The 20,737-nt window shown below is 58.4% G+C and carries 18 protein-coding genes; 11 read left to right on the top strand and 7 right to left on the bottom strand.

Features of this window, described 5'->3' with window-relative positions; all coding sequences use genetic code 11:
- Nucleotides 1–57: 57 nt before the first annotated feature.
- From CFBP4996_RS28785 to CFBP4996_RS28810, 6 genes are all read right to left on the bottom strand, one after another.
- The gene (locus CFBP4996_RS28785; RefSeq protein ID WP_080855316.1) at nucleotides 58–1,032 is read right to left on the bottom strand and encodes a DctP family TRAP transporter solute-binding subunit; all 975 of its coding nucleotides are present in this window, start codon (nucleotides 1,030–1,032) and stop codon (nucleotides 58–60) included.
- Nucleotides 1,033–1,325: 293 nt separating this feature from the next.
- Entirely contained in the window at nucleotides 1,326–2,222 is an 897-nt protein-coding gene (locus tag CFBP4996_RS28790) for an MBL fold metallo-hydrolase (RefSeq protein WP_080855317.1), read from the bottom strand.
- Complete coding sequence (locus CFBP4996_RS28795) at nucleotides 2,215–3,159, bottom strand: ABC transporter permease (protein ID WP_080855318.1); 945 nt, start codon at nucleotides 3,157–3,159, stop codon at nucleotides 2,215–2,217. Before CFBP4996_RS28795 ends, CFBP4996_RS28790 begins: the two co-directional genes overlap by 8 nt.
- A complete protein-coding gene (locus tag CFBP4996_RS28800) occupies nucleotides 3,156–5,603 on the bottom strand; it encodes an ATP-binding cassette domain-containing protein (RefSeq protein ID WP_080855319.1) in 2,448 nt (815 codons plus the stop codon). Before CFBP4996_RS28800 ends, CFBP4996_RS28795 begins: the two co-directional genes overlap by 4 nt.
- 64 nt (nucleotides 5,604–5,667) lie before the next feature.
- A complete protein-coding gene (locus tag CFBP4996_RS28805; RefSeq protein ID WP_121490370.1) occupies nucleotides 5,668–6,684 on the bottom strand; it encodes an ABC transporter substrate-binding protein in 1,017 nt (338 codons plus the stop codon).
- Nucleotides 6,685–7,176: 492 nt separating this feature from the next.
- Nucleotides 7,177–7,656 carry a MarR family winged helix-turn-helix transcriptional regulator gene (locus CFBP4996_RS28810; RefSeq protein WP_080855321.1) on the bottom strand — a complete coding sequence of 160 codons (480 nt, stop codon included), beginning with the start codon at nucleotides 7,654–7,656 and terminating at the stop codon, nucleotides 7,177–7,179.
- Between the two features lie 144 nt (nucleotides 7,657–7,800).
- Between CFBP4996_RS28810 and CFBP4996_RS28815 the strand changes: the two genes are divergently transcribed.
- The 4 genes from CFBP4996_RS28815 (at nucleotide 7,801) to CFBP4996_RS28835 (ending at nucleotide 12,117) form a co-directional block, all read left to right on the top strand.
- Nucleotides 7,801–8,898 carry a cupin domain-containing protein gene (locus CFBP4996_RS28815; protein ID WP_080855322.1) on the top strand — a complete coding sequence of 366 codons (1,098 nt, stop codon included), beginning with the start codon at nucleotides 7,801–7,803 and terminating at the stop codon, nucleotides 8,896–8,898.
- Nucleotides 8,895–10,397: a fumarylacetoacetate hydrolase family protein gene (locus CFBP4996_RS29520; protein ID WP_080855323.1), complete on the top strand. Its 1,503-nt coding sequence runs from the start codon at nucleotides 8,895–8,897 to the stop codon at nucleotides 10,395–10,397. The genes CFBP4996_RS28815 and CFBP4996_RS29520 overlap by 4 nt, the downstream gene beginning before the upstream one ends.
- Nucleotides 10,394–11,038 carry a maleylacetoacetate isomerase gene (gene maiA, locus CFBP4996_RS28830; protein WP_080855324.1) on the top strand — a complete coding sequence of 215 codons (645 nt, stop codon included), beginning with the start codon at nucleotides 10,394–10,396 and terminating at the stop codon, nucleotides 11,036–11,038. Before CFBP4996_RS29520 ends, maiA begins: the two co-directional genes overlap by 4 nt.
- Before the next feature lie 134 nt (nucleotides 11,039–11,172).
- Nucleotides 11,173–12,117, top strand: coding sequence for a helix-turn-helix domain-containing protein (locus CFBP4996_RS28835; RefSeq protein ID WP_080855325.1), 945 nt, complete (start codon nucleotides 11,173–11,175; stop codon nucleotides 12,115–12,117).
- A 47-nt stretch (nucleotides 12,118–12,164) separates the two neighbouring features.
- On the opposite strand, the gene CFBP4996_RS28840 is transcribed toward CFBP4996_RS28835, so the two are convergent.
- Nucleotides 12,165–13,208 carry a PDDEXK family nuclease gene (locus CFBP4996_RS28840; protein WP_080855326.1) on the bottom strand — a complete coding sequence of 348 codons (1,044 nt, stop codon included), beginning with the start codon at nucleotides 13,206–13,208 and terminating at the stop codon, nucleotides 12,165–12,167.
- 198 nt (nucleotides 13,209–13,406) lie between these two features.
- On the opposite strand from CFBP4996_RS28840, the gene CFBP4996_RS28845 reads away from it, so the two are divergent.
- The 7 genes from CFBP4996_RS28845 (at nucleotide 13,407) to CFBP4996_RS28875 (ending at nucleotide 20,735) form a co-directional block, all read left to right on the top strand.
- A complete protein-coding gene (locus CFBP4996_RS28845) occupies nucleotides 13,407–14,696 on the top strand; it encodes an ABC transporter substrate-binding protein (RefSeq protein ID WP_080855327.1) in 1,290 nt (429 codons plus the stop codon).
- Nucleotides 14,697–14,717: 21 nt separating this feature from the next.
- Nucleotides 14,718–15,452, top strand: coding sequence for an ABC transporter ATP-binding protein (locus CFBP4996_RS28850; RefSeq protein WP_080855328.1), 735 nt, complete (start codon nucleotides 14,718–14,720; stop codon nucleotides 15,450–15,452).
- Nucleotides 15,449–16,177 (top strand): ABC transporter ATP-binding protein, encoded by a 729-nt coding sequence (locus tag CFBP4996_RS28855; protein ID WP_080855329.1) that lies wholly within the window; start codon nucleotides 15,449–15,451, stop codon nucleotides 16,175–16,177. Before CFBP4996_RS28850 ends, CFBP4996_RS28855 begins: the two co-directional genes overlap by 4 nt.
- Nucleotides 16,164–17,027 carry a branched-chain amino acid ABC transporter permease gene (locus CFBP4996_RS28860; RefSeq protein WP_080855330.1) on the top strand — a complete coding sequence of 288 codons (864 nt, stop codon included), beginning with the start codon at nucleotides 16,164–16,166 and terminating at the stop codon, nucleotides 17,025–17,027. Before CFBP4996_RS28855 ends, CFBP4996_RS28860 begins: the two co-directional genes overlap by 14 nt.
- Complete coding sequence (locus tag CFBP4996_RS28865) at nucleotides 17,027–18,031, top strand: branched-chain amino acid ABC transporter permease (protein WP_080855331.1); 1,005 nt, start codon at nucleotides 17,027–17,029, stop codon at nucleotides 18,029–18,031. The genes CFBP4996_RS28860 and CFBP4996_RS28865 overlap by 1 nt, the downstream gene beginning before the upstream one ends.
- Nucleotides 18,032–18,060: 29 nt before the next feature.
- Nucleotides 18,061–19,539, top strand: coding sequence for a benzaldehyde dehydrogenase (locus tag CFBP4996_RS28870; protein WP_080855332.1), 1,479 nt, complete (start codon nucleotides 18,061–18,063; stop codon nucleotides 19,537–19,539).
- Between the two features lie 62 nt (nucleotides 19,540–19,601).
- The gene (locus tag CFBP4996_RS28875) at nucleotides 19,602–20,735 is read left to right on the top strand and encodes an NAD(P)-dependent alcohol dehydrogenase (protein ID WP_080855333.1); all 1,134 of its coding nucleotides are present in this window, start codon (nucleotides 19,602–19,604) and stop codon (nucleotides 20,733–20,735) included.
- The last annotated feature ends 2 nt before the right edge of the window (nucleotides 20,736–20,737 follow it).

The raw sequence follows: 20,737 nt of genomic DNA on the forward strand, positions 1-20,737 counted from the left end.
GTTGGTAGTCGATGTTTAAGCGCCCCAGTTTTTGGGCGCTGACGTCTCCTGGGCGAGCTACTTCGCAGCTTCGATCGCCTCCAGGAGTTCTTTGCCGTTCTTTGCGGCAAAAGCTTCATCCACGGCGGGCTTCACGAGTTTCCGGAACGCCTCCATGTCGGGTTTCTCGTTCACCTCGACGCCTGCGTTCCGGACCGCCTCGAGTATCGACTTTTCCTGCTCCGCAAATGCCTGCCGCTGATAAGTGGCCGCCTCGGCCATAGAGTCGGATACGATCTTCTGCTGTTCGGGCGAAAGCTTTTCAAAACTCTTCTTGCTCATCACCACGACACCGGCCGTGAAGGCATGGTTCGTCAGTGTCAGATACTTCTGCACCTCCTCGAACTTCAGCGATACGTAGATCGGGAGCGGGTTTTCCTGGGCGTCGATCGCCCTGGATTCGAGTGCGGTATAAACTTCCGCGATGGCCATCGGAGTGGGGTTCGCGCCGAGCACTTCGAAGGTCTTGATGACGTAGGGGCTGTTATTGGTTCGAACCTTCAGGCCCTTTACGTCCTCGGGAGTATTGATCGGCTTCACGCTGTTCGAGAGCGCGCGCCAGCCGATGTCGCTGAAAGTCATGCCACGTAGCTGGTGGCCGTCAAATTGAGCCAGCAGCCCCTTGCCGATCTCACCGTCGAGGACATGGTGCGCATGCTCCGAGTTCTGGAAGCTGAAGGGAACTTCCAGAGCGTTCAGATCAGGTACCAGACCGGAAAAGCTTGCGGCGCCGGCCGCGGCAAAGTCGATGCTGCCCGCTTGGGCCAGATTGATAAGCTGCTGGTCGGTCCCGAGCGAGCTCGAAGGGAATACCTTTACGGCGATGTCACCATTCGACTTCTCCTTCACGATCTCAGCGAACTTCAAAGCAAGCTGATGGTTCGTGTTGTCAGGTGCGAAGACATGACCATATCGCAGCGTGACAGACTGTGCGTGAGCTGCGCCCGACAATCCAAGCAAGAGCGCGAGCGCGACGGATACCTTCAACTTCATCAGAACCTCCCCGTTTCTGGCAGTCGTGGATTTGCACGACGCCTCTCCAAATCTGATGTCCGCGGATGCCCCCTCCCCAGGGCTTCTCCAACGGCACGACGACAACTTAAGTCCCTATTGCCAAATGGATAAATGGCTACTTTCGGAAAATAGTTTCCCGCCTGCTGCAAGTATCTGAGGGCTTCGAACGGACGTGCGAAAGTATTCCCGGATGGCCGTCGCGACCGAGTGGTTTTCGAAGACGAAACCTTTTCTCCGCCTTTGGATATTTCAGCCCGCGGTTCGCGTTCGGGCTACCGGTCGAGACGAGATGCGACCGCTTCAGGATCAAACTGGAAATCATCACCGATCCGGACGACTCGGCCGATGCCAGGCCATGGGAAATGGTAGCCGACGTAGCGGCTGCCATCGTCCGCGATCGAATTCAGCAGCCGCCGCTTGCTGTCGACAGCCGCTGCTGGATCAAAGTCGCCCAGGAATTTCCACTTTGAATGCTTAAGCTCGATGAGATGATGATGTGCGGCGTCTCCTCCGACTATCATTCGATCGCCGTTCGACGTCAGAGATACGACGTGATGTCCTGGAGTGTGCCCCGCGCAGAGCAGAACGGAGATCCCCGGAAGGATTTCTGCGTCGCCGTCGAAGAACTTCAATCGATCCTCGTATCGCGCGAAAACCTTTCGGGCCGTTTCAGGCCAGTTTTCCTTCAGTACCTTTCCGCCCACCGCGCCGCCTCGCGCCCACGTGTACTCGACCGAGGAGACGAACACGTCGGCGTTTGGAAACACCTTCTCGCCGCGACTGTTGACGAGCCCGAAGCAGTGATCTGGGTCGGCATGGGTCAATATGATCGTGTCTATCGAACTCAGCTCGATACCTGCGCTAAGGAGCCGGCCTGGAAGTCGGCCTGTCTCCTCCCCGTACCAATCGAGCGGACCAAGACCGGCGTCGACCAGCACCTTGTTGGTTCCGGTATCTACAAAGACGACGTTCTCGTCCATCGGCCAATGGTCGACTCTCGCGAAATCCCGAAGATGAAGAGACTCGATATCCGCCTCGGGTCCGCCAATGAACCCGTGTAGTGGATGATTGAGCCAGCCGTCCAGGATGACCGCGCACCTCCAGTCGCCAAGGGCGAACCTGTAGACACCCGCTTCGCGGTCGGCGAGTGTTGTAACCTGCTCACGCATGCGCACGCCTCTCGCTGATGCCCGCCATTAGCAGAACTCCGATGATGATCGCGCCTTGGAGGATTTCCTGCCCTCCGCCGGGGACACCAATCAACCTGATTGCCGTCCCGAGGATCGTCAGGAACAGTGCGCCCAGGACGGTGCCCACAATGGTGACCCGCCCCCCGAAAATCGGAGTTCCGCCGACTACGACCGCGCCCACAGACAGGAGCAAGTAGGAGCTCCCCATGTCGAGAAACGCGCCACCGGCGTTTGCCGCGAGCAATACTCCGGTCACTCCGGCCAGGACACCGCTGACCATGAAGGCCCCTGCGATGATAAATGTTGTTGGAATGGAGGCCCGCATCGCGGCAAGCCGATTCTGGCCGGTCGCAAGCAGCATCCTTCCGTAGCCTGTTCGCTGGTAGATGAACGCGGCAAAGCCTGCGATGACCATTGCGAAGATGACGATGTTCGGCAGGAATGCAGTCCAGCCCTTTGTCAATGCGAGCAATGACGGTGCAACAAGGTTTGTCGCCAATCCGTGGTTTTGCAGCAGCGACAGCGAGTATACGACATAGCCTGAGGCAAGTGTTGCGATGATCGCTGGAATTTTGAGCCAGAGTATCAACATCGCGTTCGATATGCCCACACAGGCGCCGATAAGCACGCCGACGAGTATTCCCACCGCCACCATGCCGTCGGAGCCACCGATGAGGTTGATGGTGATGAATGCGCTGAGGGTAATCGTGCTGGATATGGAGAGGTCCACGTTGCCGGCGCCCGTCATCATGGCGAAGCTCTGCCCTACCGCGACGAGTACAAGGAAGGAGGCTGGCATCAAAGCCGCGGTGATCAGTTGCGGACCAAAGTTGCCCCTGGTCGCGGCCATGATAGCCCACAGAAGCGCAATCCCCAGCAGGGACCAGATCCAGGGCACTCGAAGATAGAGGTTCATGCGCGTTTCCCTCCCGTGGCGATCGAACGGATGAAGAGCACCAGCAACAACATTCCGCCTTGAACCATCGGGGTATAATCCGGCGGCAGCCGCAGTTGGCCGAGCAGCATGGCCACGAGGGTCAAGGTGATCGCGCCACAGACCGTCCCCACAGGACTGATGATGCCTCCGGTTAACGAGCAGCCGCCCATGACAAGCGCGGCTACGCTGAGAAGAGTGAGTGGCGCACCGGCGTTGATATCCGACGCCGTATAGATGCCGGTCAGGAACAGGCCGCCGATGGCTGCGAAGCACGCTGCCACAAGGAAGCGATAGAATTGATACCTAGGCGGAGACCAGCCGACATCTTTCATGGCATGTGGGTTGTTTCCAAACCCGCGCATGACGACGCCCAACCCAGACATGTTGATCACATACGCGCCCGCCGCGGCCGCTACCAGAATGATCACAGAAACCGGCACAAGAGGCGGCTGCCAGCCCACCAGGTTCGTCAGCCAGTCCGGGCTCATGCCACCAGGAGTATCCTGGACCACGTATCCGATCCCGAGCCATATGAACGAAAGTCCCAACGTCGCAATAATCGAAGGAACACGGCCCAGTTCCACCACGAATGCTGTCAGACCGTAGGACAGGATCAGCAGCAGCATCCCGATGGCGCCGCACAGTGGCATCTCCGCGAAGTACACGGCCACCAGCACGCTTGCGAGCGAGACAAAATTGCCGACGCCGAGATCGATCTGGCTCCCCCCGACCATGAACATCTGAGCGAGTGCCGCAAGGACCAGCGGAATTGCTCCCCCGAGAACGAGATCTATCCCGTTGTAGCTGGCGATATTTGGGTTCAACGATGCGGCCCAGACAAGCAGAGCCATCATGGAAGCCGGTGCGAGATAGGAAAGCAGGTAGGATCGATCTTTCCCGTGCAGCCCCGCTGCTTGTTGGCCGGAATTGCTTTCGAACGCGGCCGCCACCAGTTCGCTTTTGGTGGCGTCGGCGCCGGAAATGACCTTTTGGATCCGGCCGCCACTGAACACACACACCCGGTCGCACATCGCGAATTCGGTGTCCTCCGAACTGTTCCAGATGATCAGCCGGCAGCCTTGATCGGCGGACTGGCGAATAATTGCATAAAACTCCTGCTTCACGCCAATATCCACGCCACGGGTTGGATCGTCGAGCAGCGTAACGGGATTACCCGTCGCGAGCGCTCGAACCATGAGCGCCTTCTGTTGGTTCCCACCGCTCAGGGTGAGGATGTTATTGTCCGCCCGATCCCTGGGCAGTCTGAGACGGTCGAAATATTCAAGTACCGCGCTTTCATCTTGCGAGCGGCTCACGGTTCGGAACATGCCCCTGACGGCCGTTGCGGAGATTGTAGCGTTGTCCAGGACAGACGAAATTGGAAACACGCCGTCGGTCCGCCTGTCTCCCGAGACGTAAGACGCCTTGCCGTGCATCTTCTTGACACGCCAGAGCGCCTCGCGCTGCCCATTTCCTTCAAGGCCCGCGAACCCGATGACTTCCGAGTCGCGAAACGTTATCTCCGATCCTGTCGCATTGAGGGGATCGTCCCGACCGATCGTCAGGAGCACGGCCCTGTCCCGTGCGGCCCCCACTTTACTCGGTGTAGAAGGAGCTGTGACGGAGTCCTTGCCGCCCATGTGAGCGATGATGGACTGCGTCGTGATCTCCGAAGCCGGTCCGTTCCAGACGAGCTCCCCATTGCGCAGAACCAGCACGTGGGTCACAAGGGCGACGACTTCGGCCAGCTTGTGACTGATGTAAAAGCTGAGAATGCCCTGCTGCGCCAAACTTTGCAGGTAGGCCGAAAGCTGCGCGGAGCGGTCTCGGTCCAGCGACGAGGATGGCTCGTCGAGAATAAGCAGGCGAAGGTTGGGATCGCTGGCGGCACGAGCTATCTCGACCATTTGGCGTTCGGCGATGGTGAGCTTCTGAACCGAGCTGCGGCAATCTATTCCATGACCGGGAAAAATCTTGTCGAGAGCCTCTTTCGCCATCGGTACGTAGCGCTTGGCCAGCAACAGAGGATTTGATCCGAGCTGCGGAGATTCCAGGAAGAAGTTCTCATACACGGTGAGATTAGTGCAAAGAGAGAGCTCTTGATGAACGACCCGTATCCCCGCATTTCGCGCCGCCGACGGCCCCCAATGCGGGCCTGCGACCTCGTTGCCCTCGAACTGGATGGCACCCTCGTCAGGACGAACGATGCCGGACAAGATCTTGATCAGCGTGCTCTTTCCAGCGCCGTTAGCGCCTAAGAGGCCGACGATCTCACCGCTCGGAATCTCGACAGACACGTCTCGAGTCGCCTTGGTAGGCCCATAGGCTTTTGAAACATGCTGCAGTGAAAGCATCGGCGCCTCTTCAATTGCTTTTGCCGCGCCACGCGTTAGCGACACGATTGTATTCGCTGCTTCTCTCATTCGGTTCTGGGGCCTCCGGCGAATTGAGGAGCCGAGCGAGCGTGTTCACCCACTCGGCGCGAGGTCACTTCAGGAGGTTGTCCTTCGTCCAAGCTTCGTCCCAGTGGGCGCTGACGATCTTGTTCGGCTCCAAGTCCTTGAACGAGTCCACGTTGTCATTCGTGATGATGGTCTCAGGAACGGTGATCTCTTTCTTAGGCGAAGCGCCTTCAACTACGTTGAGCGCGAACCAGAAGGCGGCGCCCGCCTGACTAGGGTTGGTGGAAACGGAAACCGTATTGTACCCGTTCTTGGCCTTCTCGGCCTGCCACCAGGTGACGAAGTCAGTCTCGTTGCCGCCAATGATGACGGGCATCTTGTCCTTGTAGGCCGGCGTCTGCTGGAAGGCCTGAAGAACGCCGTAGCCGTCACCGCCACCTTGGGCGAGAACAACGTCAACGTGGGGAAGATTGGGAAGAGCGGCAGTCACAGCGGCCTGCGCCTCGGGCCCGGACCAGTTGCCATAGACCTCGCCCACGACCTTTCCATCTGGGAACTTCTTCAATCCTGCCATCTGGCCATCGTAGGCCTTCTTGTCGTTGCCATTGCCCTTGACGCCGCGGACGACAAGCACGTTACCTTTACCGCCTGCGGCCTGCATCGCCTGCTCTACCGTCTTCTCGCTATTGCCGACGAAGTCGATGTTGAGCTTATACGGGCAATCGGTCGTTGGCGGAACTTCGACCGTGACCACCTTGATGCCCGCCTTGCAGGCCTTGTTGATCGAACCATTCAAGGCGGCTTCCGACGCCAAGATCGTCACGATCGCGTCGACGTGGCGAAGAGTGAGATCGTTAAAGTGGGTCACCTGGGTGTTGACGCTCCCATCGCCGTTCAGAACCACATAGTCCGAGATGCGACCGGCTTTTTTCGCCTCTTCGGCGGCCGCCGTGAAAGCGTCCACCTGCTGATGACGATTGGTGTTACCGTAGTAGGAGTTGGCAAAGGCAATGACCGGCTTGTCCGCAGCGAGCGCTGCCGTACCGGCGCTTAACACCGCGGCAAGGCCGACGATCGATCGTTGAAGCATGATAATTTTCATGACGCATCCTCCTCCATTGTGCATCAGCGCCGCCTCCGCGGCTAACAGGTGCCCTCGCCTCCCAACGAGTGACTGCCTTCGTCGAAGGTCTAACTTCACGGTTAATCAAACAAGGCGCTTTGACGGGAATTACTTTTGCGAATACCGGGAAAATAGAGCCTGCTCGGCGCGAGCGAATAGCGATGCAAGCAAGTGAAGTAAACTAGCTGCCTCATTGAGCTATTTCGCGCCCGACGCGACTTGCTTCGGCAGACAATAACCTGAGGTCGGTGCCGCCCCAAATGGACAGATTTTGTCAGTCTTCGGGAAACTGATTCTTGGAGGCTGGCGGTTCACTTGGGAATAACCGCCGTCCATAGTCTCTGAGTATGGCCTCGTCTGAGTTCGCTGGCGGGTTGGCTCCGACTCGGGGCAATAGGTTGTATCGGCCATGAGCTCGTTGAAGAGGCTGGCCGTCGTGGCCACTCGGTCATCGCAGCTTGTGCAACTTTTCTAGTCGGCAGTTCGAAGTGGCGCGCGGCTTCGGTCGTTCACTCCTTCCGTAACTTTCCGCAGAAGAAGTAAGAACGCCTGTTGTTCCAGTTCATTCAAGGGAGCTAGAATCTGCTCCTGTACCCTTTGAACCCTCGGAACCAGCCGGGCGAGGTACTCTTCCCCTTCTTCCGTCAGGTAAAGCGCCTTCGACCGTCGGTCTGTCTTACTAATGCTTCGCCGCAGTAGTCCTTTCGACACTAGCCTCGAAACAACGTCGCCGATCGTGACTTTGTCATATGCAATCAGCCCGGCCAGCGTGACTTGATCGATGCCCGGATGGTGCTTAGCCATGGTGAGCGCCCCGAACTGTGGCGGCGTCAGATCGAGACCCACGGCTGCAGTCTCGGCCATGAAGATAGATACGGCAGCCTGCTGTAGCCGCCGGATTAGGTGCCCCGGCGTTTCGTATAAGTCGACGCCAAACTCGAATTCCTTCATGCGAATGATGCTTTCCTACGTCCAACGGTGCCCTTCTCCCGAGGACTAGACCGATAGGTTTCCATTTGACAACCCGTAAATGGTAAGTATACGTACTATTATATTTTGGAGATGCCTCCTTTGTGGGCAAGAAGGGAGAAAATCATGCAGCCCGCCGAATCGAAAGCGAGCGCGTACACGGCTGAAGAAGAGCAGCAGTTGGAGGAACTTTACGCCGCATTCGCAGCAAACCACTTGATGCCTCTCTGGACTCAGACGAATGAGCTGATGCCTTTCCACCCCAAGCCACGTGCCCAGCCTCACATCTGGAAGTGGTCCACTCTGTATCCGTTGGCGCAGCGCTCCGGCGATCTGGTGCCGGTGGGCCGCGGCGGCGAAAGACGGGCGATCGGCCTCGCAAATCCCGGCCTCGACGGTCGTGCCTATATCAGCCCGACGCTTTGGGCGGCGATTCAATATCTCGGCCCCAAGGAGACCGCGCCCGAGCATCGGCATTCTCAGAATGCCTTCCGCTTCGTGGTTGAAGGGGAAGGCGTCTGGACCGTCGTTAACGGTGATCCCGTCCGAATGAGCCGCGGAGACTTCCTCCTGACGCCCGGTTGGAACTTCCACGGTCACCACAATGATACCGATCAACCCATGGCGTGGATCGATGGCCTCGACATTCCCTTCTCGTTCCAGAACGATGTCGGATTCTTCGAATTCGGCTCAGAACGCGTGACCGATTATGCCACCCCAGTGTTCTCCCGCGGCGAGCGTCTCTGGTGCCACCCTGGTCTGCGCCCCCTTTCAGGTTTGCAGAACACGGTCTCCTCACCGATTGGGGCCTACCGATGGGAATTTACCGATCGCGCACTGACAGAGCAGCTTCTTCTCGAGGAAGAAGGACAGCCGGCCACTGTGGAGCAAGGACACGCCGCAGTCAGGTACGTTAACCCGACGACGGGTGGAGACGTCATGCCTACCATACGCGCGGAATTCCATCGATTGCGCGCAGGGACCGAAACTCCTGCGAGACGCGAAGTCGGTTCAAGCGTCTTCCAGGTGTTTGAGGGTCGTGGCGCGGTGGTGCTGAGCGGTGAAAGCCACAAACTCGAAAAGGGTGATCTGTTCGTCGTTCCTTCGTGGATCCAGTGGACGCTCCAGGCGGAAACGCAGTTCGATCTGTTCCGCTTTTCGGATGCGCCGATCATCGAGAGGCTGAACTTCGCTCGCACGGAAGTGGACGCGAGGGATCGATGACTTCGCTTGGCCAAGCGCGCGCGGCACTGCGGGAGCGACTGGGTCCCGGTGCGCGATATGACGATCCTGCCGCTCCGTCCAAGGAGCTTGCGCTGGCTAGACTAGGCACCGCCTACTTTGCTCGCAAGCTAAATGGAATCTCGGACGAGCAACTCACAGCGAACACCCCAGAGGCACGGCGAATTCGAGAAACCGTCTGCTATGTCGGTTACGATGCTCGTGCGTCGGCCCAGGTCGTCGAGTGGGCTCGGACGAACAACCTTCATCCAGAGAAAGATCCCTTCGCTGAGCTGCCGGAACTTGTGCGCCAGGCGCAAACCCTGCCTGCCGCAGCGATCCGACACCTGTTCAAGCATTCCGAGGTCCACTTGAATGTGGAATGGCGAGATCTGGACGCAAACCAATGGGATGAAACTGTCACGCTCCCCGACAGCGGAGCCATGCTCGTGCGGGAGATGGCCTGGGATCGTGCGAAAATGATCTGGCTCAGCGCGTTAGACATCGGTGGCTTCTTCCGGGAGTTACCACCGGAGTTTGTGGATCTTCTGATTTCGAAAGCCGCTGCCGCATGGACCCAAACACCGCCTTTCATCGCCCGGCTGAAGGACCGGAACATCACTTTGGCTTTCGGCACTGGCATTCCCGAGTCCAGCATCGAGATCACAACGAAAGATCTCACTCGCATGATCACCGGCCGGGAGACCGAACGTCTCGGGCTCGTCAGATCGTTCCATACATTATATGCCCGCCAAAGCCTCGCGGGTGCGCTTCGAAAAGGAGAAGAGATGTCTACGTCCGCAGCGTTGAAACAACGACTGTTTTCCTCCCCGGAATACCCTACTGTTCCAGTAAACGGTGAAGCCGGCGAGTATCCAATCCATCGTATCTTCTGCGTCGGCCGGAACTATGCCGACCATGCAAAGGAGATGGGCGTAGAAGTAGATCGCGAGGCTCCTTTCTACTTTCTCAAGGACGCTCAGGCGATCGTGCCAACCGGCTCGACGGTGCCCTACCCTGCTGGTACCTCGAACTACCATTACGAGATGGAACTGGTCATCGCCATCGGCTCGCCCGTTTTCCGCGCGACGCCCGAACAGGCGTCGCATGCGATCTTTGGATATGCCGCTGGTCTGGACATGACGCGGCGCGACATCCAGCTAGATGCAAGGGCAAAGCAACGCCCGTGGGATCTCGGAAAGAACTTCGAAAAGTCGGCAGTCATTGCGCCGATCACCCGCGCCGCGTCGATCGAAACTGGCCCGCAGCGTATCTGGCTTTCGGTTGGCGCCGAGGTGAAGCAGGACGCCCATCTGTCTGATCTTGTCTGGTCGCCGGTCGAGATCGTAACCCATCTGTCCGGCTTTTATCATCTCGTACCCGGCGACCTAATCTATACCGGGACGCCGGCAGGCGTCGGACCTGTCGTTCCCGGTGACGTGATCCGAGGAGAGATCACCGGGCTAGCGCCCATCGAACTTACGGTTGGAGAGCGCGAATGATCTTCCATGGATATTTTCGTAGTTCGTCTGCCTACCGGTGTCGCATCGCTTTCAACCTCAAGGGAGTGGCTCCGGATTTCACTTCCGTCCATCTTCGTCGCGACGGAGGACAGCAGAAAGCGCCGGCCTACAAGGCGCTTAACCCTCAGGGGCTCGTGCCAGCATTGGAGGTCGAAGGTACCGTCCTGACCCAGTCGCTGGCGATCATCGAATGGCTGGACGAAACCTATCCAACGCCTGCGTTGCTTCCCCAGAACAAGGTGGAACGCGCCAAGGTGCGCGCGTTCGCGCAGGCAATTGCCTGCGATATCCATCCATTGCAAAATTTGCGAATTCTGGACTACCTTAAAACGGAACTGCGATTGGATCAGGCAGGACTCGACAAGTGGTGCGTTCGCTGGATCGGTGACGGTCTGGCCGCCTGCGAGGCCTTATTGCAACAAGAACCGAAGCAGGGAGCGTTCTGCTTTGGCGACACGCCAAGTCTGGCTGACATCTGCCTTATACCCCAGATGTTTTCGGCGGAACGCTTTGGCGTTGAAACGACGGCGCTGACACGGCTCCGTGCGGTTTACGACGCATGCTCAAAGTTGACTGCGTTCTCGGACGCGCATCCGTCTAAGCAGCCCGATAGCGAATAAGCTTCGGGTTTGTGAAAGGGTCGAGACTAAAAAGCAGCCAGCGCGAGCCGACCGATCGTCGTCCTGCGCTGGTGAAGATACGGCGTTGGAGGGAGCCGACGTCGACACCATCTCTGGGACGTAGGGAGGATCTTATGTTTACGGAATTCGAAACAAGGAGAACGCCAGTAAGGGAAAAGCTTGACAGCTGGCGCGAAGCGGTCAGTGAAAAGCTGGTCTTTGTCAACTGCTCGGCCGGTGGATCGAGCGACTTTGACGGTGCCTTTTCGGTCGTCAGCGCTGGCGAATGCGGGCTGGCGTCCCTGCAGGGGTCTCGCCACCAGGCAATTCGCGATAGGGCAAGCATCCGCAAGACGGGCGATGACTTCTATATGCTGTTTCTGCAGCAGGTGGGATGGATGAACGTGGCGATCGACGATCAGGAGTTCGAGATCAGGCCGGGCGACTTCTTCTTCTACGACGCCAGCGTTCCTCATCGACTGAGCTTCGAGCAGTCCTTCAAACACATCGCGGTGCGGATTCCGAGAAATCTCGTAGATCGGAACTGGCGGGCTCTTGGCAAGCGTGGATGCTTTCAACTTACGCCGAAGGATCCGCTCGGGCGGATAGCATCCGCCGCTCTCGATGCCAGCGCTATGAGTATCGCCCGGATGTCGGATGACGATCTGGAGATTGCCGTTCACAACGTGGTTGATCTCTTTGCGGCCGGGGCGGGAAAGGGCCACACGCTGGAAACCCCGCATCATGGACGCGGCACGGATATTACATTTGCACGCGCTAGATCCATCATTCAGGCGCGTTTAAAAGATTGCGACCTCACTCCGGACACCATCGCAGCGGAACTCCGCATCTCTCGTCGAGCTCTCAACAAGCTGTTCGAGAAAGAAGGACTTGGACCAATGGAGTTTGTGATCCTGGAGCGGCTTGAACAGGCGGCTAGAGATCTATCAAGCCCCCTTCAGAGATCACTTAGCGTCTCCGAGATTGCCTTCCGATGGGGTTTTAAGAACACGTCGCATTTCGCCAAGCGCTTCCGTCAGCATTTTGGGATGATGCCGAGTGAGTTAAGACATCATTAGGTCAACCCACTCCCGGACAGCTCACACCAGATCGAATTGGCCCCGGTCTAACGAGGCATTGTCGCAAGAAACTCGTAGATCTTCCTGTCCAGATACTCGGTGGGATCGCTCTCCACCCATGCTGGAGACCCTGGCTCCGCCTCCAACTGGCGGTCGCGAGTATCCAACATCTGGCGCAGGTCGTCATCGTGTAGAATGATAAGGAGTTTTCCGGATTCCCTCATCGCCGCCTGCGCTGCCAGGACAGCATTTGGCTTAGGGGGCAATCGGGTGAGCATGAAGCATACCGATCGCAAAGCCTTGAGGCTCAGATACCGCTCGGTGGTGTAAACTTGTAGCGGCTCCATGCTTCCCGAATAGTTCTTGCACTCGAACACGATTACACGCGTACGAAAATCTCGCGCGATGTTCTTCCAGACTTCGTTGCGGCCATTGGGACTTATTCGGAATATGATATCCAGGACGCTAAGATCATCATCCAGGTAGGGATGATATTGAGGATCGACCAAAACGTCTCGGAAGAGATAGTTAGTGATCTTCAAACATAGTTGTTCGTAGTCTCCTGCAGCTTCCTTGCCGCGCTTCACTTGGTAAAGTTGGCCACCAAGTTTTTTTCCATACCGATACTCCTCGATTTTGCTGCCGACAACCTCAAGAAGCTCGCGTCGCGCAATACTATCCTGCTCAGTGGAGCCTACCTCCTTGTCGACGAGGTTGAAGTATTGCTTGAGCACGGGTTTGAAATTCCGCGGAGCTTGTTTAACCAGTTCCTTTCGGCCCCACAGTTTAACGCCAAACTCTTTTGCTGCCCAAATTATGTCGTCCTTTTCAACGGTGCCAGACACCATCAAGATCCGCGTGGCGTCTTCAGCCAAATGCAAGGCGCTTGTTGTCGGCACCCACTGATTGAGCAGCCGCTTGTAGACCATTGGGCGGTGTGTCCAGCGCACCTCAGCGACCAACCGGTCGGAGCCTTTGACTGCTTCTCTATCGAAGCCAGTATGGCTTTTGGCGTTGGTGGAAACAGCGTATCCCATTTCTTCGAGCAAAAGCCCACAAAGTGCATCGAATATCTGCGGTAGTGTCGTCATTGTGATCGTCCAGTGGGGTGTTAAGATGCGACTTCTACAAACTACAACTTAAGGAAGATTAATCGCCGCTTTGCGCTTGTGCCTTCTTGGGGCGTTCACACCTCTTTCATGCCCTATCAGCACAGTGAATGATCCCGTTCAGAAATGCACCCAGTTGGCGTGTTCCTTATTATCCGCCCGACTTAACGGGAGGAAAGCATGGGCAAATCTTTTGAAATTTCGCGACGCCAACTGCTCCAAACGGGCGTTGGCGCCGGACTGGTTGCGGCTGGCGGAGGATTGTTTGTACCCGCCATCGCTCAATCGCGCACTCTGAAGATCGGATATGTGACGCCGCAGTCCGGACCACTTACGCTTTTCGGAGAGGCGGACGGCTTCATCGTCGGCGGAATCCGCGAGGCGTTCAAGAACGGCCTAACGGTTGGCGGTAAGACCTATCCGCTCGAGATCGTCGTCAAGGATACACAGTCGAACGCGAACCGGGCGTCCGAAGTTACCAATGAACTCATCTCGAACGACAAAGTTGACATCGTGGTCGTGGCCTCGGCGCCGGAAACCGTCAACCCGGTTTCCGATCAGTGCGAACTGAACGGCGTGCCGTGCATCTCGTCGATCGCTCCCTGGCAGCCGTGGATCTTCGGCCGCGGAAGCACCCCTGATAAAGGATTCGCTTCCACCTTCCATTTCTTCTGGGGCTTCGAAGACATCATGGCTGTCTTCGCCAATATGTGGGACACGATCGATACCAACAAGCAGGTTGGCGGCATCTTCCCTAACGACGAGGACGGCCGGGCTTGGGGTGACACCGAGAAGGGCGCGCCGGGCCTCCTCTCCAAGCGGGGCTACAATGTCACCCCGTCCGGTTACTATCAGAACCTTAGCGATGACTTCACCGCTGTCATTTCCGCATTCAAGAAAGCGGACTGCCAGATGATCACCGGAGCACCGATCCCGCCGGACTTTACGACTTTCTGGACCCAGGCACGCCAACAGGGCTTCCGTCCGAAGGCCGCGACCGTTGCCAAGGCGATCCTGTTCCCGGCTGCCGTGGAGGCGCTCGGCGACGCCGGCCACAACCTGTCCTGCGAGATCTGGTGGTCGCCGAACCATCCGTTCGCTTCGTCGATCACCTGCGCGAAGGCTGGTCAGCTCGCCGAAGCCTACACCTCGGCAACGAAGCGTCAATGGACGCAGCCGATCGGCTTTATCCACGCTCTCTTCGAGGTCGCGAGCGACGCCCTGAAGCGGACCGCCGACGTTGACAGCCCGCAGGCTCTAGCTGAGGCGATTGGCAAGACCTCGCTGGATACTATCGTCGGCAAGGTCGACTTTGCGGCGTCCGGTATCAAGAACGTCGCAAAGACCCCGCTCGTAGGCGGTCAATGGCGACTGAAGGAGGGCAGCGGCAACAAATATGACCTCGTCATCACGTCCAATGCCACGTCTCCGAACATTCCTGCCAGCGGCGAGACCCAGCCGCTGAGCTGATCGTACCAAGGACATTGGCAAGTGGTGCTCAAACTCGATTCCATATCGAAGAAGTTCGGTGCGATTTCGGTCGCTGAGAACGTTTCGTTTAGTGTCGGCGCCAAGGAGGCGGTCGGCATCATCGGCCCGAATGGCGCAGGCAAGACCTCGCTTTTCAATCTGATCAGCGGAGACCTATCGCCGTCATCCGGGTCAATCATGTTTGCCGACCAGGACGTCACCGGTCTAGGCAGTCGGAGGCGGAGCCATCTGGGGATTGCGCGGACCTATCAGGTGCCACTCCCCTTCACCGGGCTGACCGTGTTCGAAAACGTTCTTGTGGGAGCGATGTTCTCGGCAGGACACTTCGACCTCTCGCCCGAGCAGCGTGCAGGCCGCGTGCTCAAGCAGACGGGCCTGGATCACCGCGCAAATGCGGTGGCGGGCTCGCTGTCGCTGCTCGATCGTAAACGGCTCGAACTTGCGCGCGCCCTCTCAACGAGGCCGCGGGTCATTCTGCTGGACGAGATAGCTGGCGGGCTCACGGAAGCGGAGTGCTTGGATCTGGTCTCGCTTATCCGGTCGATCCATGCCGCGGGCACTACAGTGATCTGGATCGAACATATCGTTCACGCACTTCTCAGCGTCGTTCAGCGCCTGATCGTTCTGGACCGTGGAAGAGTGGTGGCAGACGGCGAGCCGCATATGGTTATGCGGTCTCCGCAGGTCCGTGAGATCTATCTCGGCATGGAACCGGGAGAGGAGGATCTGCGTTGAGCGCCTCTCTCCTCAGCTTGTCTCACCTGAATGTCTTCTATGGCGAATTTCAAGCCATTTTTGACCTTGAATTGACAGTTCGCGAAGGGGAGTGCATCGCCCTCGTTGGCGCGAATGGGGCTGGCAAGTCCACCCTTTTGAAGGCCATGGCCGGTCTGCTACTTCCCGGATCGGGAGCCATCCGATTTCGAGATGAAGATGTCATTGCGCTCGGAGCAGAGTCGATCGTGCGGAAGGGAATCACCCTTGTGCCCGAAGGTCGTCGCCTGTTTCCTTCCCTTACGGTGGAGGAGAACCTCCTCATGGGCGCCGAGGCTTCCCGCAGGGGGCCATGGAACCTCCAGCGCGTTTACGACACCTTCCCGAACATCGCGGAGCGGCGACGAAACCTGGGATCGGCCCTCTCCGGCGGACAGCAGCAGATGGTGGCGATCGGCCGCGCGTTGATGACTAACCCTGAGATTCTCCTTTGCGACGAGATCAGTCTGGGATTGGCGCCCGTCGTGGTTCGTGACCTATATGCCAAGCTGGCGAGCCTGCGCTCGGAAGGCCTGTCGATGGTGATCGTCGAGCAGGATATCAGCCAGGCGGCCAAAGCGGCGGACAGGCTCTATTGCCTGCGGTCGGGCCGCGTGGTTCTGGAAGGCGATCCGCAAAGTCTGTCGAGGCAGGAAATCACCGACGCGTACTTCGGAATGGCGGGAGCAGAGCATGCCGATCATTGATATTCTCGTCCAAGCGGTAATGCTCGGCGGCCTCTACGCCTTGTTCGCGGCAGGGCTCGGACTGATCTTCGGCGTCATGCGGATCGTCAACTTGGCTCACGGCGATTTCATCGTAATGGCCGGCTTTATCGCTCTCGTCGTGACCTGGGCCTTGCCCGTGCACCCGTTCGTATCTGCGACGATCGTTGTCCCGATAATGGCCGTGATCGGCTATGTGCTGCAAAAGGGCGTGCTCAACCGAGTCGTGGGGAGCGATCCGATGGCGCCGCTTCTGGTGACGTTCGGCCTCTCGATCGTGATGCAAAACGGGCTGCTCCAGGTGTTCTCCGGCGACACCAGAAAGCTGCAGGCGGGCGCGGTCGAGACAGCGAGCCTGAAACTTGGCAGCACCTCAATCGGCATCTATCCGATTATCGTCCTATGCGCCGCAGCCGCCGTGATCTGGGGCCTTCAATACCTCTTCTACCGCACCCGGCTTGGCTACGTGCTTCGCGCCACATCCGATGACTCGCAGACTGCCCGCCTCATGGGAGTGGACTACCGGCACATCTACGGTCTCGCGGCTGCCCTTGCCTTCGCAGTCATAGGCGTCGCCGGCGTGCTGATGGCGGTCAAGACCAACTTCGATCCTACGCTGGGACCGGCACGTTTGCTGACAGCTTTCGAAGTTGTAATCATCGGCGGGCTTGGCAGCTTCTGGGGATCGCTAGCAGGAGGCGTCCTCCTTGGCCTCGCGCAGGCCGTTGGAGCCTGGATCGATCCAGGTCTCCAGATGCTGGTCGGCCACGCTGTCTTTCTTCTCGTCCTAATTGTTAAACCTAGCGGCCTATTTCCGAAGGTGAGCCATTGATGAACGTTGCAGCAACTACGGCGGGCACGCAGACGCCTGCGTCCTCCTACGGCGGACCGATCCTTGCGATCGCAGCAACCTTGGCACTTACCGTGGCCACAGGTCTGATCGACCTCCGCCTCGCAACCGACATGCTGATCTATCTGACGCTTGCGCAACTGTGGAACTTGCTTGCCGGCTATGCAGGCCTCGTGTCGGTAGGACAGCAGGCCTTCGTTGGGCTTGGTGGCTACGGCCTCTACTTCGCCGCGGCCGTGCTCGGCGTGCCGACCCTCCCTGCAATTCTATTGGGAGGGATCGCCAGCCTTGTCGCCAGCGCCGTCGCATCCGTCTTCATATTTCGCCTTAAGGGAGCTTATTTCGCCATTGGCACATGGGTAATCGCGGAGATTTGTCGTCTTTCTGTGGCCGTGACGCCGCAACTCGGCGGGGGCTCCGGTGCAAGCCTGCCGGCGAGCGTTGTTCGTGCGATCGGCGTAAGCCGCGATGTTCGAGAATTCGCGTTCCTAACCATGGCGTTGTTCATGGCGATCGTGACAATTCTCGCAGTCACATTGCTGCTACGATCACGCTTCGGGATTGCGCTGGTCGCCATCCGTGACTCCGAACGCGCCGCTGAAGCGCTGGGCGTTGATGCAATGAGGATTAAGAGGACGGTCTACATTGCGGTCGCATTCATGACTGGCGTCTTGGGCGCGCTGATCTTTCTGATGAAGCTGAGGTTCACCCCGGACGCCGCATTCAGCGTTCTGGATTGGACGGCCTATGTGTTGTTCATCGTGGTCATCGGCGGCAGCGGACGCCTCGAAGGTCCGTTTGTTGGCACCATCGTTTTCTTCGCACTTCGCGCAGCCTTCTCGAGCTTCGGCCCGATCTACCTGGTGGTGCTTGGCATGGCTGCAATCGCCGTCATGCTTTTCGCACCGTCTGGCCTCTGGGGATTGGTCGTCCGCTGGACCGGCTTTGAGCCCCTCCGCTATCGACGGAACAGTTCAATCAATTGAGACGCAAACTAGCTTAACTGGAGGAAACAATGGTCAACAGCGCTGAAGCCCGCCCAAATCTGATCACCGACGACATGGCCGGAAAGATTTACCTGGGCAAATTCGAGTCGCCGTCCGGCGAGATCGAGCAAGTAACGGACAAGGCGACCGGGGAGGTGCTCTTCAAGGGCGTCGCTGGAAACGCCGAAGACATCAATCGTGCGGCGCAGGTTGCCAAGGCAGCGCAGCCGGCGTGGGCAGCCCTCGCTCCGACAGAGCGGGGCGACGTTCTGCGGCGGTTTGCTGCTCTTTGCGAGGAGCACGTCGAGGAAATCGGAAAGTGGATCGTAAGGGAGACCGGTTCGATCCCGCCGAAGGCCCCCTTCGAGATAATGACGTCGGCGCGCGAGGCGATCGAAATCGCCGCCCTCACTGGTCAGCCAGTCGGTCACATCCTCTCCTCGTCACTGAAGCGTGCGAGTTATGCGAGGCGCGTGCCTCTCGGCGTAGTCGGTGTGATCACTCCATGGAACTCGCCGTTCATCCTCGCTGCGCGCGTGGTGCTCCCTGCGCTTGCCATGGGCAATGCTGTGGTGCTCAAGCCCGACATTCAGAGCCCCGTGTGTGGAGGCTACGCGCTTGCCAAGCTGTTCGATCTGGCCGGCCTGCCTAGCGGCGTTCTGACCGTGGTTCCAGGTGGGGCGGCCGCGGGCGAGGCACTGACTCTGAATCTCGACGTCAACATGATCTCGTTCACTGGTTCAACGCCCGCTGGCCGAAAGGTGGCAGAAAATGCGGGTAAGACGCTTAAGAAGGTTGCCCTGGAACTCGGCGGTAATAACGCGACGATCGTGTTCGACGACGCCGATCTGGACGCCGTCACCTCCGCCACCGCATTTGGCTCGTTCTTCCATCAAGGCCAGATCTGCTTCACGATCGGGCGTCACCTCGTGCACAAGTCTGTCGCCAAGGAATACGCTCAAAAGCTTGCCGCACGTGCTGCCAACCTCCATGTTGGCAACCCCAATGTTGAGATGGTCCATCTCGGTCCGATCATCAACGAGCGTCAGGCCGCGCGTGTGCAGGACCTGCTCGACCAGAGCGTCATGGCCGGGGCTACAGTTGCCGCCGGCGGAAATCGCGATGGCCTGCTGTTCAAGCCGACGGTTCTTGAGGGGGTTACCACCGACATGCCTATCTACAAGGAAGAGATCTTCGGCCCGATCGCGCCGATCGTCACATTCGAAACCGAGGAGGAGGCGATCGCCCTCGCCAATGACACCGCCTACGGACTTGCATCGTCGATCTTCACCGAGGATCAGGCGCGAGCGATGCGGATTTCCTCGCAACTGAAGACCGGCATCGTCCACATCAACGATCAAACCGTCATCCACGAAGTCTTCGGACCGATAGGAGGCATGGGCGCTTCCGGGAACGGCGCACGATCAGGAGGACCTTCGGTGATGGACGAATATAGCCAGTGGCAGTGGGTCACCGTGAATGAGACGGTCCCGCAATACCCCTTCTGACCGCAAGGTCGGGCGCTTCATTCGTGGCGCGCCCGGCGAGCCATCTACACGGGATCTTACCAATGGAAATCACGGCAGCCGTCGTCCACGAAAAGGGCGGCCCATTCATCGTCGAGCAGGCGCTGTTGTCGCCGCCCGTCAAGAACGAAATACTGATCAAGGTGGTGGCAAGCGGGATCTGCCACACAGATCTCATCATTCGAGACCAGTTCTATCCCATGCCTCTCCCTGCGGTCCTGGGACACGAGGGCGCGGGCGTGGTCGAGGCCGTGGGGCCAGATGTGCGCAACATCAAGCCTGGCGACCATGTCCTGATGTCGTTCGCATCCTGTGGCCGCTGCCCAAGCTGCGCGGACGGCCAAATATCCTACTGCTGGCATCACATGGAGATGAATTTCTCCGGACGTCGGTACTCCGGCAAGGATTGGGATGTCCCATCGCCAATATGCCTTCCAGTAGACAACGCTCCGCCGGAACCAATCAGCGGCGCGTTCTTTTCTCAGTCGTCGTTCGCCACCCACGCGATCTGCACCGAAGACAATGCGGTGGTGGTAGACCGAAGCCTTCCTCTCCATGTCGTGGCGCCTCTTGGCTGCGGTCTCCAGACCGGAGCGGGTGCCGTGCTCAATACTTTGAAGCCGAGGCCTGGTTCATCGATCGCCATCACCGGCGCAGGCACCGTGGGCATGGCAGCCATAATGGCTGCTCGTATCGCTGAATGCGGCACCATCATCGCCATCGATATCAACAATGAGAGGCTTCGTCTCGCAACCGAGCTCGGCGCCACCCATACCCTCAACTCCAGCGAAGGAGACATCGTCGAGCAGGTAAAGGAGATAGTTCCTGGTGGCGCTGAATTCTCGATCGAGACCACCGCTCATCCGAAGGTATTCCGCGCGGCAGTCGACATACTCCAACCGCGCGGGATCTGTGGTCTCATCGGTGGTGCAAAGCTTGGTACGGAAGCCTCATTCGAGATGACCCATATCCTCTTTGGGCGTACGATCCGTGGTATCCTTCAGGGTGACAGCGTGCCGAAGCGCTTCATTCCCGAGCTTCTTCGATTTTATCAGGAGGGAAGATTTCCGATCGAGCGCTTGCAGCGTCACTATCCGCTCGCTGAGATCAACGATGCCGTCAGAGACATGAAGGACGGAAGCACGGTCAAGCCTGTGCTCGTAATGACCGACCTCTGAGG

It is taken from the genome of Agrobacterium leguminum, assembly GCF_005144435.2.
GTDB lineage: Bacteria > Pseudomonadota > Alphaproteobacteria > Rhizobiales > Rhizobiaceae > Agrobacterium > Agrobacterium leguminum.